This window comes from Aliivibrio sp. S10_S31, from assembly GCF_014694495.1.
Lineage (GTDB): Bacteria > Pseudomonadota > Gammaproteobacteria > Enterobacterales > Vibrionaceae > Aliivibrio > Aliivibrio fischeri.
Genome location: NZ_JAAUWR010000005.1, coordinates 181,899 through 198,861, shown reverse-complemented (window position 1 = coordinate 198,861; position 16,963 = coordinate 181,899). Strand labels below are relative to the sequence as shown.

21 protein-coding genes are annotated in these 16,963 nt (G+C 37.9%); 13 read left to right on the top strand and 8 right to left on the bottom strand.

Going from position 1 to position 16,963, the window contains the following annotated elements; genetic code table 11:
• Positions 1–145: 145 nt before the first annotated feature.
• Genes narQ through HC728_RS06515 form a run of 3 tightly spaced genes read left to right on the top strand, consistent with a single transcriptional unit; the run spans position 146 to position 2,800 of the window.
• Complete coding sequence (narQ, locus tag HC728_RS06525) at positions 146–1,837, top strand: nitrate/nitrite two-component system sensor histidine kinase NarQ (protein WP_012533876.1); 1,692 nt, start codon at positions 146–148, stop codon at positions 1,835–1,837.
• A gap of 20 nt (positions 1,838–1,857) precedes the next feature.
• The gene (locus HC728_RS06520; RefSeq protein ID WP_005420464.1) at positions 1,858–2,469 is read left to right on the top strand and encodes a response regulator; all 612 of its coding nucleotides are present in this window, start codon (positions 1,858–1,860) and stop codon (positions 2,467–2,469) included.
• 1 nt (position 2,470) lies between these two features.
• Entirely contained in the window at positions 2,471–2,800 is a 330-nt protein-coding gene (locus HC728_RS06515; protein ID WP_017020324.1) for a DUF4156 domain-containing protein, read from the top strand.
• A 120-nt stretch (positions 2,801–2,920) separates the two neighbouring features.
• On the opposite strand, the gene HC728_RS06510 is transcribed toward HC728_RS06515, so the two are convergent.
• On the bottom strand, positions 2,921–3,202 hold the full coding sequence (locus HC728_RS06510) for a helix-turn-helix domain-containing protein (protein WP_005420468.1): 282 nt from the start codon (positions 3,200–3,202) through the stop codon (positions 2,921–2,923).
• Between the two features lie 166 nt (positions 3,203–3,368).
• Positions 3,369–3,653 carry a type VI secretion system PAAR protein gene (locus tag HC728_RS06505; protein ID WP_005420470.1) on the bottom strand — a complete coding sequence of 95 codons (285 nt, stop codon included), beginning with the start codon at positions 3,651–3,653 and terminating at the stop codon, positions 3,369–3,371.
• A gap of 197 nt (positions 3,654–3,850) precedes the next feature.
• Between HC728_RS06505 and HC728_RS06500 the strand changes: the two genes are divergently transcribed.
• The 4 genes from HC728_RS06500 to HC728_RS06485 are packed head-to-tail and all read left to right on the top strand — an operon-like array spanning position 3,851 to position 6,305.
• The gene (locus HC728_RS06500; protein ID WP_012533673.1) at positions 3,851–4,198 is read left to right on the top strand and encodes an ArsC family reductase; all 348 of its coding nucleotides are present in this window, start codon (positions 3,851–3,853) and stop codon (positions 4,196–4,198) included.
• Positions 4,199–4,232: 34 nt separating this feature from the next.
• The gene (gene dapE / locus HC728_RS06495; protein ID WP_017020326.1) at positions 4,233–5,366 is read left to right on the top strand and encodes a succinyl-diaminopimelate desuccinylase; all 1,134 of its coding nucleotides are present in this window, start codon (positions 4,233–4,235) and stop codon (positions 5,364–5,366) included.
• A 58-nt stretch (positions 5,367–5,424) separates the two neighbouring features.
• Positions 5,425–6,093 (top strand): M15 family metallopeptidase, encoded by a 669-nt coding sequence (locus tag HC728_RS06490; RefSeq protein WP_012532882.1) that lies wholly within the window; start codon positions 5,425–5,427, stop codon positions 6,091–6,093.
• Positions 6,094–6,095: 2 nt separating this feature from the next.
• Positions 6,096–6,305 carry a DUF2897 family protein gene (locus HC728_RS06485; RefSeq protein ID WP_012534030.1) on the top strand — a complete coding sequence of 70 codons (210 nt, stop codon included), beginning with the start codon at positions 6,096–6,098 and terminating at the stop codon, positions 6,303–6,305.
• A 28-nt stretch (positions 6,306–6,333) separates the two neighbouring features.
• Here HC728_RS06485 and bamC read toward each other — a convergent pair whose 3' ends face one another.
• Both bamC and dapA read right to left on the bottom strand, forming a co-directional pair.
• On the bottom strand, positions 6,334–7,386 hold the full coding sequence (gene bamC / locus HC728_RS06480) for an outer membrane protein assembly factor BamC (protein ID WP_054775448.1): 1,053 nt from the start codon (positions 7,384–7,386) through the stop codon (positions 6,334–6,336).
• An 11-nt stretch (positions 7,387–7,397) separates the two neighbouring features.
• Entirely contained in the window at positions 7,398–8,279 is an 882-nt protein-coding gene (gene dapA, locus HC728_RS06475) for a 4-hydroxy-tetrahydrodipicolinate synthase (protein WP_017020330.1), read from the bottom strand.
• A gap of 271 nt (positions 8,280–8,550) precedes the next feature.
• Between dapA and HC728_RS06470 the strand changes: the two genes are divergently transcribed.
• Together HC728_RS06470 and bcp are read left to right on the top strand one after the other, a co-directional pair.
• A complete protein-coding gene (locus tag HC728_RS06470; protein ID WP_065595200.1) occupies positions 8,551–9,078 on the top strand; it encodes a glycine cleavage system protein R in 528 nt (175 codons plus the stop codon).
• 101 nt (positions 9,079–9,179) lie between these two features.
• Positions 9,180–9,647 carry a thioredoxin-dependent thiol peroxidase gene (gene bcp / locus HC728_RS06465; RefSeq protein WP_161484862.1) on the top strand — a complete coding sequence of 156 codons (468 nt, stop codon included), beginning with the start codon at positions 9,180–9,182 and terminating at the stop codon, positions 9,645–9,647.
• A gap of 57 nt (positions 9,648–9,704) precedes the next feature.
• On the opposite strand, the gene HC728_RS06460 is transcribed toward bcp, so the two are convergent.
• Both HC728_RS06460 and HC728_RS06455 read right to left on the bottom strand, forming a co-directional pair.
• The gene (locus tag HC728_RS06460) at positions 9,705–10,769 is read right to left on the bottom strand and encodes an AI-2E family transporter (protein WP_190395223.1); all 1,065 of its coding nucleotides are present in this window, start codon (positions 10,767–10,769) and stop codon (positions 9,705–9,707) included.
• Positions 10,770–10,777: 8 nt separating this feature from the next.
• Complete coding sequence (locus HC728_RS06455) at positions 10,778–10,999, bottom strand: sulfurtransferase TusA family protein (protein ID WP_012533142.1); 222 nt, start codon at positions 10,997–10,999, stop codon at positions 10,778–10,780.
• A gap of 158 nt (positions 11,000–11,157) precedes the next feature.
• Between HC728_RS06455 and HC728_RS06450 the strand changes: the two genes are divergently transcribed.
• The 3 genes from HC728_RS06450 (at position 11,158) to HC728_RS06440 (ending at position 13,470) form a co-directional block, all read left to right on the top strand.
• Positions 11,158–12,612, top strand: a complete 1,455-nt coding sequence (locus tag HC728_RS06450; RefSeq protein WP_065621960.1) for a M48 family metallopeptidase — start codon at positions 11,158–11,160, stop codon at positions 12,610–12,612.
• Between the two features lie 15 nt (positions 12,613–12,627).
• A complete protein-coding gene (gene arsC, locus HC728_RS06445) occupies positions 12,628–12,978 on the top strand; it encodes an arsenate reductase (glutaredoxin) (RefSeq protein ID WP_065604805.1) in 351 nt (116 codons plus the stop codon).
• 63 nt (positions 12,979–13,041) lie between these two features.
• Positions 13,042–13,470, top strand: coding sequence for a DUF2069 domain-containing protein (locus HC728_RS06440; RefSeq protein WP_190395222.1), 429 nt, complete (start codon positions 13,042–13,044; stop codon positions 13,468–13,470).
• A 76-nt stretch (positions 13,471–13,546) separates the two neighbouring features.
• Here the strand turns inward: HC728_RS06440 and HC728_RS06435 are convergent, their stop codons facing one another.
• Positions 13,547–14,722 (bottom strand): DUF2066 domain-containing protein, encoded by a 1,176-nt coding sequence (locus tag HC728_RS06435; protein ID WP_005420491.1) that lies wholly within the window; start codon positions 14,720–14,722, stop codon positions 13,547–13,549.
• 206 nt (positions 14,723–14,928) lie between these two features.
• Here HC728_RS06435 and HC728_RS06430 point away from each other — a divergent pair, with 206 nt between their 5' ends.
• A complete protein-coding gene (locus HC728_RS06430) occupies positions 14,929–16,179 on the top strand; it encodes a uracil-xanthine permease family protein (protein ID WP_072055121.1) in 1,251 nt (416 codons plus the stop codon).
• Between the two features lie 152 nt (positions 16,180–16,331).
• Here the strand turns inward: HC728_RS06430 and upp are convergent, their stop codons facing one another.
• Positions 16,332–16,958: a uracil phosphoribosyltransferase gene (gene upp / locus HC728_RS06425; RefSeq protein ID WP_005420493.1), complete on the bottom strand. Its 627-nt coding sequence runs from the start codon at positions 16,956–16,958 to the stop codon at positions 16,332–16,334.
• Positions 16,959–16,963 lie beyond the last annotated feature (5 nt).

Here is a 16,963-nt window from a genome sequence, read left to right as displayed (position 1 = left end):
AATTTTAAATTTTGTCATATTTATTGATATACCCCATAATGGTTAAACATAGGTAAATTTTGTTTTAGATCAATTTTTAAAATAAATAAAAACAACAAAATAGATCCCATTTGCTTCTTTTAATCATAGGTCACAATTAACAAACATGAAACATACCAAGACCTCAATCTTAACAAAGACCATTGCTCAAGTGATGTTGTTGATTGTTATGATCTCCATAATTACAACGAGCTTAGCCTTAATTACACTTTCCTCTAGCTTAAAAGATGCAGAAGCGGTCAATATTGCTGGCTCATTACGTATGCAAAGCTACCGTCTAGCCTATGATATTGAAACAGACTCTCCAGAACTGATTAAACATTTAGATAAATTTTCACAATCGATAGAATCACCTTCGTTTAAGTCACTAGACCAATGGTTCGTTCCTGATGATATTGAAGATTATTACGAAGACATCCGACTACAATGGCTTTCCTTACAGCCATCATTATTAAGCGACAACAAACAGATTTATTTAAACAAAGTCTCCCTTTTCGTTGATGAAATTGATCATTTTGTTTTTCGTTTACAAGAATTTTCAGAAAGGAAGCTTCAATTACTTTCTCTTATTGGTGCTCTTGGCTTATCACTGATTGTCTTCTCAAGTGTTTTCATTATTTTTTTCACTCAAAGAAAAATCGTGAGTCCATTACATCACCTAGTTGCGGCAAGTCATGCCATGACAAAAGGAAACTATTCAGTTCAGGTGGATTTAAATAGTGATAATGAATTAGGTCAGTTAGGGAATGCATTTAATCACATGACAAGACAAGTCGATTTGAGCTATCGCGAATTAGAAAATCGAGTTGAAGATAAAACCAAAAAACTCAGCCAAGCCAATCGCTCATTAATGATCTTGTATCAATGCTCTCAACAACTCTCGGCATCACAATTAGATGAACAAGCGTTTAAAAACATTCTTGATACCTTTACGAATATTGAAGGGGTTATCAGTGCTCGTCTGATTGTTGAAGAGGAATCCGGTGGCGATTGGGAGATAACAAGCGGTGAACCTGACGAATCCCCATGGAGTCTTCAGGAGTTATGTATTGATGGTGAACAATTAGGATACTTATTATGGCAAGTGTCATTGCCTTGCCCTGATCAGAAATTAATCATCAATATTTCAAATATTCTGGCACGTGGTATTTTCTATAACCAAGCACAAAAACAAACACACCAACTCATTTTATTAGAAGAACGCTCAACGATAGCTCGTGAACTTCATGACTCTTTAGCTCAGTCTCTTTCTTATTTGAAGATTCAGACAACCCTATTAAAGCGCCAGTTAGAAAAGTGTGATTGTATAAATACAAGTACTACACTAGTGGAATTGGATGAAGGCCTTAAAAGTGCATATAGTCAATTGCGAGGCCTATTAAACACATTTAGATTAACCATTAATAAAGCTCACTTTGGTGAGGCCTTACAAGAAATCATGACAACCTTAGCCTCACAAACTAAGATAAATATTCATTTAAATAACGAGCTTCCTTCTTTACCTATAAATGCTCAACAACATGTTCATTTACTACAATTGATAAGAGAAGCGACATTAAATGCCATCAAACACTCAAAAGCTGATAATATTATCATTACGTGTTTTCAAGAAGGTGAGCAAGGCTGTATTAACATTGAGGACGATGGCGTAGGATTTGATCCTACAGAAGAAAAAATAAATCATTATGGATTAAGGATCATGCAAGAACGTGCAAACTGCGTTCATGGTAAGCTATCCATAACTTCAGAAATAGACAACGGTTGTACAGTGAACGTTATGTTTCCACTAAACCAATAAAATAATAGAGGTAAAAAATTATGTGGAATGTCGTTATCGTTGATGATCATCCGTTAATGCGTCGTGGTATTGGCCAACTTCTTTCTTTTGATGAAGAATTCACACTCACTGGCGAAGCAAGTAATGGCACTGATGCTGTAGCTCTGATTTCACAAGATGAACCAGACCTTGTTCTTCTTGATCTAAATATGAAAGGCATGTCAGGTTTAGATACGTTACATGCGCTAAGAAATGAAGGGGTAACCTGCCCGATTGTCATTTTAACCGTGTCAGACAATAAACAGGACATCAAAACATTAATTAAAGCTGGCGCTGATGGTTATCTATTAAAAGACAGTGAACCAGATGAACTAATCGCATTGTTAAAAGAAGCGATGAAAGGCGGCAAAGCCTACTCTGAACAAGTTAAAGCGTGTTTAGAAGAAGACGCTCAAGGCGACGACAAATTATCTCAATTAACGGCTCGTGAACTAGAAATATTACAACATGTTGCAAAAGGCATGAGAAATAAACAAGTTGCAGATCAACTGTTTATTTCTGAAGCGACCGTAAAAGTGCACATGAAAAGTTTATTGAAAAAATTAAACGTAAAATCACGTGTTGCAGCCACACTACTCTATTTAGATTCGTAATATGAAAAAAACGTTTTATTCACTCCTATTTCTATTGGTACTAAATGGTTGTGCATTAACAACAGAACCAATGACGCCTGAATCAAGTGCTATCAACTTATATTATAATGATAGTGTCGTAGAGGGGTGCCAAGAGGTTGGCACTGTGACAGGAAGTGAGGGCCATTGGTATACCTTCTTCTTTATTACGAATAAAGATCTAACCATTGGTGCAATTAATGACATTAAAAATGAAGCTCAAGCTTTAGGTGCAAACAGCATAGTGATTCACACACCGTCGCCATTTAATACATCAGTAACTATGTTTGGCTCTGCTTATATTTGCCCTTAATAACTTTTAACCTTAATAACTCTTAACTCGGGTTAATTAATCACTTCATTTTACAAACAAAAAACGCCAACTTTTACGTTGGCGTTTTATTTTATCTGCACATTAAAGAAGCACATATTTTTAATGGTGCAATGTTGATGCAATTTCATCTTCTCGAGAACATACCCACTCAGGATCATAAGGCCCCCAATCTGAAAGACGGTAATAACCATCATTATGACGACGGCCATCTTGAATAAACATCAATTCAATCCCAATGCCAGGTAAAGCCTTCAATACATCTTGAATAGTACGACGAGGCCAACCAGTTAACTCTACAAGTTTAGGAACATTCGGCCTTTCTATATTATGTACCAATAACGCCAAATATAAGCGTCTGGCAAACACTGGATTCAACTCCATTGATACCTCCTGAATTAATAAGAGTAATTATTAATCATTCAATAAAAATGATGTTGAGATTGATCAACTAATTACGAAAATAATCTCATATTTATGTAAATGGGTCATAAAATCGTATTTTTTGTAATTAATTTTCACAATAAGATCGGCGATATTCTCTAAAGCATTATCCAATATTAACCGTACCACCACCTTTTAGTGTGCCACCACACCCAATGGCATCGCCATCTCTTGCTGCAGGCTTTCCATCAATAAATACAGAACTTGAACCGGCAGAAATGGATCTTGGATGAGGTGGATGTTTAGGTTTAGAGTGAGGAGCAAGAGGATCTCCTTGCCTTGCTGCTGGAATTCCATCCACTTTTACTGTCCCAGAGCCAGCTAAAACTGGAGTTGGATGAAAACCGTCATGATCACTACCAATATCCCCCACTTTCACTGCATTTCCCATATAGCCTCCTTTCAATATTGGGTTGAATCAGAAGTGTATGTGTTATTCCGCCTCTTTAATATTTGCCCGAAAAGAATGGCGAGTCACTTCAAATAATAATCAACAGATTACTAAATAACCTTCAAGACTGGCGTATTTGTTCAATAATCGTTATAACTAGACAATAATTAATAACATAACTAAAAATGAAGAAAGTCATGACTACAATCTACGGAATTAAAAACTGCGACACCATCAAGAAATGCAAAAAATGGCTTGAAGCAAATAACATTAACTTTACTTATCACGATTATCGTACTGATGGTATTGATAAAGAGATGGTAACTACATTCGTAAAACAACTTGGTTGGGAAAATGTATTAAATAAACGTGGTACCACGTATCGCCAACTAACTGATGAACAAAAAGCATCTCTAAATGAAGAAACAGCAATCGAATTATTGCTAGAAATGCCAGCTATGATTAAACGCCCTGTACTTATTCATAATAATGAATACCACTTAGGCTTTAAGCCAGCTCAATACGAGACCTTGTTTGATATCTAATGCCATTAATAAAAAAGAAGTAAAGGAATACAGAATGTCTGATACACCAACATTAGCTCTTGCTAAAGATTTACTAAGCCGCCAATCCATCACACCTGAAGATGCAGGTTGCCAAGAGCTAATGATTAAACGACTAGAAGCTCTTGGTTTTACCATTGAAATTATGGTGTTTGAAGATACAACCAACTTTTGGGCTCGTCGAGGCAATGAAGCACCATTATTTACTTTTGCAGGACATACGGATGTTGTTCCTACAGGTGATTTAACGCATTGGAATACCAATCCATTTGAACCAACAATCATTGACGGAATGCTCTACGCTCGTGGAGCAGCAGATATGAAGGGCTCTTTAGCTTGTATGGTGGTTGCCGTTGAGCGTTTCGTCGCAGAGCACCCGAATCACAAAGGTTCAATTTCATTTTTAATCACATCCGATGAAGAAGGTCCATTTATTAATGGCACGACTCGTGTTGTAGATACCCTGCAAGAACGTAACGAAATCATTGATATGTGTATCGTAGGTGAACCATCAAGTACCTCTCATGTTGGTGATGTGGTTAAAAATGGGCGTAGAGGATCATTAACAGGTAATTTAACCGTTAAAGGTATTCAAGGGCATGTTGCTTATCCGCATATAGCTCGCAATCCAATTCACCAAGCGATGCCCGCTCTGTCAGAGCTAGCAACGACCGTTTGGGACAATGGCAATGATTATTTTCCACCAACAAGCTTTCAAATCCCAAATATGAATGGTGGCACAGGCGCTTCAAACGTTATTCCTGGCACAGTCGAGATCATGTTTAACTTTAGATTCAGCACCGAATCAACAGTCGATGAGCTACAACAACGTGTCGTCGAAATTTTAGATAAGCATGATTTAGAATACGACTTAGACTGGATTATCAATGGTCTCCCTTTCCTAACTGATACTGGCGATTTATTAACAGCCGTTGTTAATGCTGTCGATACGGTTAATCAACAAAAACCACAACTATTAACGACGGGTGGAACGTCAGATGGGCGTTTTATTGCTCAAATGGGTTCCCAAGTTATAGAGCTTGGCCCAGTTAATGCGACCATTCATAAGGTAAACGAGTGCGTAAATGTAGAAGATTTAGAAAAACTGACTGATATGTATCAAGAAGTCCTAAATAATCTACTAGCATAAGGATAAATTAGGGTTATGATGAGAGAGCTTTTGTTCTCTCATCTTTAATTGGTGCCCTATGACATATCAAGAACTTACTGGTCAATCATTTCAACACTTGTCAAAGCTATCACCACATCGTCAGCTTCACCACGATTGTATTCTTCCATTTAAAGCCTTATCAGATGCGGCGCATCAAGCAGGGTTCACTCTAACTATTGCAAGCAGCTTCCGTGACTTTGAACGTCAACTTCTCATTTGGAATAATAAATTTTTAGGCATTCGTCCTATTTTAGATGATAACGGGCAAGAGCTTGACCCTAACACTCTCAATGATCTCGAAAAAATTCACGCCATTATGCGATGGTCAGCCCTTCCAGGTGCGAGTCGTCACCACTGGGGAACAGAACTTGATGTTTATGCATCAAATACCTTACCCGAAGATACACAATTACAACTTGAACCATGGGAATACAACACAGGGCATCAAGCAGAATTCAGTTCATGGTTAAATAAAAACGCCCCAAAATTTGGGTTTTTCTTTCCATATAAAACCGATAAAAAAGGGGTTGCCATTGAACCTTGGCACATCAGCTATCAACAAAATAGCAGTGAATATATGTCACAATTAACACCTGAAATGTTACTTAAAGCATGGGAGGGGGTTGATCTGGCTGGGAAAGAGACCATCATTAAACACATAGATACATTATTTGTTCGCTATATAACAAACATAGACAAGGAGTAAATATGGAATGGTTAATGAACCCTTGGGTCATCATCATCATTGTTGTAAGTGTTGTTATTGGTAATCTTGCTGCATTAAAAGCAACGGCCAATATGAAGTTTGGTCAATCAAAAAAAATGAAAAACCTTCAAGAACAAGATGATATTGACGCTGAAAAACAAAACACAGTAGATAAAACAGAAAGTTCAGAACAAAAAAAAGACGCTCAATAACGAGCGTCTTTCTTCATCTTATTTTAGCTTATTCTTCATCTTGCTCAGTCTTAGGGGCGTTGTTTGATTTTTCAATCATCGCCGCTAACACAGGAACTAATGAATCTAACGTATCTTCGTCAACAGGTTTACCACCGGCATCTGTTACGTTAATTGATGTTCTGTTGCCTAAGTCGCCAAGTAATAAGTTATAAGTACGGCCATCAAAAGACAGTGGTTTAGTACCGATCTCTTCCCAGAATTCATCATCAGGTTCTTTGTACTTAACTTCGATTGTACCTTGAGAGCGGTTTCTGTCTTCTATTGCTAGTCCCATCATAGGCAATAACTCGCCTAAGCGTTCCCAGAAAATATTGTATGGTGCACGAGCAATGATAACTGGCAGTCCACTTCTATCTTGTCCCATAGAAATAGGAATACGCTTAACTAACTCTTCTGCACGGATACGAGCTTCTTCACGTAACTGCTCATCATAAGCTGACGTCACTAAATTCGTCATTAAAATGTTATAACGCGCTTTGTTTGCAGGTGTCACTTCGGCTTGATTACCATCTACTTGCCAATCAATTAATAAGATTTGAAAGCCTGCACGATTATTTTGATTTAGCTTGCTAATTTGATAACGAGCACCGAACTCATGATCTTCATCTTCTGAGCTCCATTTTAACCAATCAGTCTCAATTTCTGAGGGCTCTTCTTTAACAATACCGATATCTTTCTTCTTCATTAAAGTTAATACCGTTTGCCAAAGCTTATCAACATCTTCTTGCTTAACAAGCCAAACCGTGACTTCTCCATTCTGCTCTTCAATACGAGCACCAGGGATCAGTTCAAGTACTTGTTGAGGAGGACGAATATCCACTTCTTTACCGATACCACCTGTAAACTCCCCCTTAGGAATATCATATTGAGGGTAGAACTCAGGTTTAGCATCTGCAGGTTCTTTCCACTCAACTAAAGGGGTTGTCTCTAGATACTTGAAGTCTTGTTTAGCTTGGCGACGCTCTGTTGGACTACTTGAACATGCCGATAAAACAGCAATCATTAATGATCCAACAACAAAGCGAGTGTTCACTTTCATTTTCTATCCTACTACTTCAACAAACCCGCACTTTTCAGCGCTTGCTCTACCGTTGGCTGTGCTGACAGACTTAATTCCGTTAATGGTAAACGAATATCCGAATGAGTAATCATACCTAAACGATGTGCCGCCCATTTAACCGGAATTGGGTTAGCTTCAACAAATAAATCATTATGTAACGGCATTAAACGTTGGTTAATGATTTCAGCTTCTTCAAACTTACCTTGAGCAGCTAAAGCAAACATGGTCGCCATGTCTTTTGCTGCAATGTTTGACGTTACAGAGATAACACCATGGCCACCCAATTTAACAAAATCAAGCGCAGTAGCATCATCACCACTTAGTTGGATAAAGTTTTCACCACAAAGTTCACGAGTAATCGCCACGCGATCTAAATCACCTGTCGCATCTTTTAATGCAACAATGTTATCAAGCTCAGCAAGACGAGCAACCGTTTCAGGAAGAAGGTCTACTGCAGTACGTCCTGGTACATTATAAAGAATTTGAGGGATATCTGTTGCTTCAGAAATCGCTTTATAGTGCTGAAACAAGCCTTCTTGAGTTGGTTTATTGTAATAAGGCGTTACACTTAAACAACCAGCAACACCAGAATCATGGAAAAGTTTACTGAACGTTACGGCTTCATGAGTTGCATTAGCTCCTGTACCTGCTATTACAGGAATTTGACCATCAGCGAACTCAAGGGTCTTCATTACTAATTTGACATGCTCTTCTACACTTAATGTCGCTGATTCCCCTGTTGTACCAACAGCCACAATGCCATTTGTGCCCGCTTTAATGTGGTAATCAACTAGGCTTTTTAAACTGGTGTAATCTACTTCACCATCAGTATCCAATGGTGTAACTAAAGCGACAATGCTACCTGAGAACATATCCTTCTCCCTTTCTATCTGCTGCTACAATATTGGTTCTGTTACTCAATTAACTTCATCGTAAAGAATCATCATCCTTGATCATGATGTGTTATTTGGTTTTCATCTTCTTACACAATGAGCAGAACCATTCAATCTATATAACTCAAGGATATTACATTAGAGCCTATGTTGTAGAGTCTTTTTTTTGACGATTGTTCACTATTGCTTGCTTATCACACAATCACTTGCGTGTTAGTATGTAGATATCTTTTTCAACAACGAGTTTTTTATGTCTCAATACCTTGTAATTACTGCGGTCGGAACAGACAGACCGGGTATATCGAATAAGGTGACTCGCCTTGTCACTGAGTCAAGCTGCAATATAGTAGATAGCCGTATCGCCTCATTTGGTAATGAGTTCACATTAATCATGTTGTTGTCAGGCACAGCAAACGCTATCTCTCGAATTGAAAATACATTACCACTATTAGGTCAACAGCATGATCTAATTACCATGATGAAACGTACTTCACCTCATCAAGAGAAAGACATCTTTTACACCATTGATGCATTTATTGAATCAGAAGACCGTCCTGGACTGACTGAAAAATTCACCGATTTTCTTGCTAATCGAGATATCGATTTAAAAACTCTTAGCGCTCAAACATTAAAAAAATCAGAAGATCAAAATACATTTCAGATCCAAATTACGGCCGAAATATTTAAAGAATGCCATATCATTGAGATTCAAGAAGAATTTGAATCCTTATGCGCTTCATTAAATGTCAGTGGTAAAATCAATTTCTATAAAAATTAAAGGCAAATAGACCTAATACCATTCCGGATAAATAGTTGAACAAGCAAGAATGAGCAACTAGCTATGTGGATTGGTATAAACCCATAAAAGGAAAGAGAATGATCACACCATTAGCAGCAGGCTCAACTGCACCCAATGTATCGCTTTTAGATCAAAATGGAGAAAGCGTCTCGATTTCTGATTTTAAAGGTAAGAAAGTACTGTTTTACTTTTACCCTAAAGCGATGACGCCAGGATGTACCGTTCAAGCTCAAGGTCTTCGTGATATTAAATCAGAACTTGAAGCCCATAACGTAGTTACACTTGGTGTCAGTATTGACGCTGTAAAACGTCTTGGTAAATTTATCGAGCGTGATAATTTGAACTTCACTTTACTATCAGATGAAGATCATGCGGCAGCAGATGCATTTGGTGTTTGGGGTGAGAAAAAATTCATGGGTAAAGTGTACGATGGTTTACATCGCATCAGTTTTCTAATTAATGAAGAAGGTGTTATTGAGCACGTTTTCACTAAATTTAAAACCAAAGATCACCATGAAGTAGTATTAGATTATTTGAATAATAAATAATTTGAACTTATAAAAATTAAAGGCGATACCACGTGTATCGCCTTTTTTATTGCCGTATTAATAATTCGCTTCTATTTCTGTTGCAGGAAGCGCTTTCCACACCGCTTTCACTAATGTTGCTAATGGAATTGCAAAAAACACGCCCCAAAAACCCCATAACCCACCAAAGACTAAAACAGAAACAATAATCGCCACAGGATGTAAATTAACCGCTTCAGAAAATAAAACAGGAACCAATACATTACCATCCAGAGCCTGAATGATGGTATAAGCTAACAATAACCAATAAAAAGCTGGCGTTAACCCCCATTGGAACAAGGCAACAATCGCAATAGGAACCGTTACCGCCGCTGCGCCAATATAAGGAATAAGCACAGAAAAACCCACCATTACGGCTAGTAATAAGGCGTAACGTAAATCCATAATAAAGAAGGTTAAATAGCTAACAGTACCTACAATTAAAATTTCGACGACTTTACCTCGAATGTAATTACTTATTTGTTCATTCATCTCCAACCACACTTTCGTCGCCAGACGACGATTTTTAGGTAAAAGATTACTCATAGTGCCAACCATCTCATCTTTATCTTTTAATAAGAAAAACACTAACAGTGGTACAAGAATAAGGTAAACACCAAGCGCTGCTAAACTTACTAATGATGATAGCGAGCCTTTGACTATGCTCTCTCCCATTCCAAGTACTTTAACTCGTATTGTTTCTAATAGAGTCTCGATTGATTGAGGTTGAATAAATTCAGGGTAACGCTCAGGTAAACTTGATAAGAAACTATTTAAACCATTAAACATGGATGGCACATCATTAATTAAATTACCTACTTGCGTCCAAATAGTCGGAACTAAACCGAAAACGGCCAATAACATAAGACTAATAAACAAGATAATAACCAACATTACTGAGAGTACTCTTGGTAAACCAATGCGAGTTAGTTTAGCAACAGGCCACTCTAATAAATACGCCAATACTATGGCAACTAACAATGGCGCAATTAAGTGACCAAAAAAGTAAATGGTAATAAAGCCAACAATAAGAATAGCAGCCAAACTAACGGCATGAGGATCTGAAAAGCGGCGCTTATACCACTGGGTAACCATATCTAACATAACAATTTCTACTTTTTAATTACGGTTAAAAACGAATAAGCATCTGCATGCTCTAGGCGAACTTCAAATAATTGGCGTTCAAAATAAGCAATCATATCGACTAGAGAAGCTTTGTCGACGACTTTAATTTGTAAGATTTCATTAGTCACCAAAGCCTGACTTGCTCTTTTAGCCAAAAGTAACGACATTGGGCATCGATGTTGGGTTAAATCAAGGCTTTGGGTTTCCATTCCACAACTCTATATATATGATAGATTTCATTTAAGAGTATAAATCACATAATTAATACAAAAAAGAAACCTATTTTAATTTTGATACTCTTATTCGACAGGTTTACGTTATCATCAATTAATAGCAAAGTGTTATTAAAAGGATTTGTTAAAAATACATGTTCAAACTAAAAAAACTGGCCAATGGGTTACTTATTGCATCATTACTAACAAGCTCTGTTCCGAGTTTTGCAAAAAATGATTTAAATTTACCTGATATTGGTACAACAGCGGCTTCCACCTTAACCATAGATCAAGAGTTAATCTATGGTGATGCTTATATGCGTATGCTACGAGCAAGCCAACCTGTTATTAACGACCCAGTTTTAGCCGAATATGTACAAGACTTAGGCCATCGATTAGTCGCTAATGCCAATGATGTAAAAACGCCTTTTCACTTCTTTTTAATTAATAACAGAGAAATTAATGCGTTTGCCTTCTTTGGTGGTTATGTCGCTCTTCATTCTGGGTTATTTTTGCATGCCCAATCAGAAAGTGAATTAGCTTCTGTTGTTGCTCACGAAATTGCACACATTACTCAACGCCACTTAGCTCGTAGTATGGAAGAACAGGCACGTCGCTCTCCAGCCACCGTCGCCGCTCTAGTTGGTTCATTATTACTTGCTATTGCCGCACCTGAAGCAGGGATTGCAGCTATTCACGCCACCACAGCTGGAGCGATGCAAAGCTCAATAAACTACACTCGAAGCAACGAAAAAGAAGCGGACCGATTTGGTATTGATACGCTTGCAAAATCAGGATTTGACGTCTCTGCTATGCCTCGATTTTTTTCTCGTTTAGCCGACCAATATCGCTACGCAAGTACGCCTCCAGCAATGTTATTAACTCACCCATTGCCAACCTCTCGAATTACCGATAGTCGAGAAAGAGCGCAACAATATCCAATGAAACGAGTGAATACCTCATTGCGTTACCACCTTGCTCGTTCACGTATTGTTGCCCGATTTGCAGGTATTGATAGCAGTGCAGCCTTAGATTGGTTCTCTAGAAAATCTAAAACACATAATACCGATATAAAACAAGCATTAGAATATGGAAAAGCCTTGGTTTATATCGATTCAAAGCAATACGATAAAGCACAACCATTAATAAATAAATTATTAAAAAACGACCCGTTGAATACGTTTTATATTGATGCAGCAACAGACTTAGATCTGTATACGAAGAAAAATGCACAAGCACTAAAACGTTTAAAAGATGGGTTGGTACAACTTCCTAATAATCCAGTACTCACCATTAATTATGCACATGCATTAACAGAGTCTAATAAACCTTCTGAGGCAGTGCGTGTATTACAACGCTATACACACGATCACCCAGATGACCCCACTGGATGGCAACTCCTTGCGAAGGCTTACCATGACGATGGTAGCTCTGATGGTGAGCTTGCAGCTCGTGCTGAAGTGTACGCTTTAAAAGGGATGTGGAACAAAGCATTAAATAATTATACTCAAGCCAGTCAACTGGTTGAATATGGTAGTTTAGATCAAGCTAGATACGACGCAAGAATCGATCAGCTTCGTTTATCAAGAGAGCGTTTTAGCGCCTTATAATAGAAAGGAAAGTATATGTCTGTTGTTATTTATCATAACCCTCGTTGCTCAAAAAGCCGCGAAACCTTATCTCTTCTAGAAGAAAAAGGGGTTACACCAGAAATCGTAAAATACTTAGATGAAACACCAAATATCGATACATTAAAAACGATTTTCGCCCAACTAGGTTTTAGTTCTGTTCGCGATATGATGCGTACAAAAGAAGCGGAATACAAAGAGCAAGGTTTAGCTGAAGCATCGATTACTGATGAGCAATTATTCGAAGCTATGGTGGCAACACCGAAACTCATTGAACGTCCAATTGTTACCAACAACAGCCAAGCAAGAATTGGACGCCCACCAGAGCAAGTGCTAGAGATTTTATAAGGAATACCAACCTAAGTAAGTAGCCACACACTTACTTAGGTTGCATAAAAACAAGGAATGAACATGGAATCAGTTACAATGAGCGCAGAGACTAAGCGCTACCGTTTACTTGCTTTATTTTGTAATTTATCTCTACTTGGCTTTATTATCCTTTGGCATAGTCTACTTTCACCGCACCCTTTAATTAACTCATATAGCGTTACGATTGCTTGGGTCATTCCCATGCTATTTCCATTAAAAGGAATCATTGAAGGAAAGCCATACACACATGCTTGGGCGAACTTTATTTTAATGTTCTACTTCCTGCATGCGTTAACAATCTTATGGTTAGACGAAGGGGAACGCTACCTAGCGGCTATTGAATTGGTTTTAACCACAGGCGCCTTCTTAGGCAATATTTACTACGCTCGTCTAAGAGGCAAAGAATTAGGATTAAAGCTTAAACGTTTATCTGAAGTCGAAAAGCTAGAAAAAGAAAAGTTCACAGAATAATACCAATCACAGTAAGTGATCAGAGATAAAGAAAGAAAAAAAGGTGACTATGCAGTCACCTTTTTTATCATCAATATTATTTGCTGCTCAACTGATAAGCATGAATAACAGGCATTGTTTCTTCTGATTGTTCAGTTGTTTCAGATTCTTCAATAATAGGCTCTTCCATTGTTTGCTCTTCAGCAACAGGAGTAACTTGCTCTATTGCAGCATCATTAACATCAAGCTCTGCATTTTCAATCGCTTTATCTTCTTCAATTACTTCAGGGATAAGAGAAAGCGCTTTATTTTTACTTAGTAACTCTTGATTAAATTGCTCAGAATCACCGAGTAAGTTTAGCGTGTAAGTCACTTTATTGCCTTGAATCGTATCAACTTGAACACTTGCTACAGAATTTAATTGCTTAAGTTGTTTTTCAATCGTAAAAAACGCTCGTGTTGAATGAATTCCTTCAATTGAGATCATTTCAGACTGACTAACTACAGCACCTAAATTTTTGGTGTATTTCTTAGCAAAGTAATCACTGACATTATTTACCATATCAGCAAGTTGAACCGCTCCAGATTCTCGACCTTCTAACGGTTTTGTTGATGTCGTAGGCAAATACTGTGGTGTCGTATCAAACAGTGTCCAAGATGAACTATTACCACGCACTTTTACCACAAGAATAGCTTGAGGGTTATAACGTTCACTTGCATCTGCAATTGGCTTTTTGAAATTACCCCATAAGTCTGGAATTTCAATTGATGTTACATCATCAAAATCACCAACAGGGAACATAACAGGCAATCCACGCTCATTTGCCGCTTCTTTAATTCGTGTAATTAACGAATTATTTGATTGTTCCCAAATAATGCTTCTTTGATAGTTATATTCATTAACAATCCAAACCAATACTGACTTACGAGGCGTTTCCCAAATACTTTGCTCAGATTGAGTCAGTAGGTTAAGTACCATTTTTGAATTATAACCAAGCTTCATTGCACGAGGTGCATCGTCATATTCAACAAAGCTCATTTGTGTTACGTAGCGATCACTTTGTGCTAGCGCTTTTTTTATCACCTCATTTTGAGCAATATCAGTTTGCCCTGATACCTTGATAAGCACATTCACTAAACCTTCTTGTTTAGCAATATTTTCTGCTTTATCAGATCCTGTTAATTGCACTTCAGTATGATAAAGATCGTTTTGCTGTTGAGCAAAAACCGGTCCTGCAACCATACACATTAATAAACACAAAATACGTAACATCAAACAACCTATAATTACTTTTATAATTTACCGCCGATAATAAGGGCTATCCTTTTATTCAGCAAGGAATTGAGTTGACCAAGATCTAAATTTCATACCATTAGAGAGCAACTTTTATAAAAAGTTTTATTTTTTCACGACCGAAATCAAGATATTTTTGTTTCTAATAATGATAGAATCCCTCAAATTCACTACTGGAAATGGAAATGCTTTATAATTTATTTCAGGGATTTCAAATGCTATTTGTTGCATTTGGTGCACTTGTGCTTGTCCCCCTCCTTACTGGCCTAGATCCCAATGTTGCTCTATTTGGTGCTGGTGTCGGTACCCTACTCTTTCAATTAGTTACACGTCGCTCTGTTCCTATCTTCCTCGCTTCTTCCTTTGCTTTTATCGCTCCAATTATCTACGGAACCCAAACATGGGGGATCCCAGCTACAATGGGTGGCCTAATGGTCGCTGGTTTAGTTTATGTTGCTTTGGGCGCTGTAATTAAAGTAAGAGGTGTGGCTTTTATCCATAAATTATTACCACCAGTTGTCGTTGGCCCAGTTATTATGGTAATTGGTTTAGGATTAGCACCAACAGCTGTAAATATGGCACTAGGTAAAACAGGCGATGGCGCTTATCAACTTGTTGATGGTCAATTAGCGATGTGGATTGCTGCGGCTTCACTATTTACTACGATTGCTGTTAGTGTTTTTTCAAAAGGATTCTTTAAGCTTCTTCCAATTTTATCTGGCATCGTAGTTGGCTACTCTCTTAGCCTTATGTTTGGTGTTGTTGATTTTACCCCAGTTCATCAAGCCGCTTGGTTTGCACTACCAAACTTCACTTTCCCTGAATTCAACATTAATGCAATTCTATTTATGATCCCAGTTGCAATCGCACCTGCCGTTGAACACGTAGGTGACATGCTTGCAATTTCAAACGTGACAGGAAAAGATTACCTTAAAAAACCAGGATTGCACCGCACTATCACAGGTGACGGTATTGCAACAATGGCCGCTTCTTTCATTGGTGCACCACCAAATACAACATACAGTGAAGTAACGGGTGCTGTAATGCTGACTAAAGCTTTTAACCCTGTAATCATGACATGGGCTGCTGTGTGTGCCATTGTTCTTGCGTTAGTTGGTAAATTAGGTGCAATACTACAAACCATTCCAGTTCCGGTAATGGGCGGTATTATGATTTTATTATTTGGTTCTATTGCGACAGTAGGTCTAAATACGTTGATTAAAAACCAAGTTGACTTGCATAAGGCTCGTAACCTTACGATTGTTGGCGTAACGCTTGTTTTCGGTATTGGTGGTATGGCGGTAGGTATTGGTGACTTCAACCTTCAAGGTGTAAGTCTTTGCGGTATCGTTGCTATTACTCTGAATTTAATTCTTCCAAATGACTTAGGTGAAAGCCACGTTGTTGATAATGCACAAATGGAAGAAGATAAATAGATTAAGGGTCTAGGGTCTAGGGTCTAGGGTCTAGGGTCTAGGGTCTAGGGTCTAGGGTCTAGGGTCTAGGGTCTAGGGTCTAGATAATAAAAAAGCTTGATGATTAACACATCAAGCTTTTTTTAATTCTTCTTTCTGGTTTCTAAACTAAATTATTTAGTACCAAAGATCTTATCACCAGCATCGCCTAGACCAGGTACGATGTAACCTTTGTCATTTAGCTTCTCATCAATAGCTGCTGTGTAAAGCTCTACATCTGGGTGCGCTTTTTCTAATGCTTCAATACCTTCTGGAGCAGCAACAAGCACAAGAACTTTAAAGTGCTTACAACCTTTCTCTTTAAGAAGATCCAGAGTTGCAATCATAGAACCGCCAGTAGCTAGCATTGGGTCAACAACAAGAGCAATACGCTCATCGATGTTAGAAGCCAATTTGTTGAAGTATGGTACAGGTTCTAGTGTTTCTTCGTCACGGTAAATACCAACAACACTGATACGTGCGCTTGGGATATGCTCAAGAACACCATCCATCATACCAAGACCAGCACGAAGAATTGGAACAACAGTTACTTTTTTACCTTTAATTTGGTCAACTTCAACAGGGCCATTCCAGCCGTTGATAGTTACTTTTTCTGTTTCAAAATCTGATGTTGCTTCATAAGTAAGTAGGCTACCTACTTCCGTTGCTAATTCACGAAAACGTTTAGTACTGATCTCGCCTTCGCGCATTAAACCAATTTTATGTTTTATTAGCGGGTGTTTTACTTCAACAACTTTCATTTCTG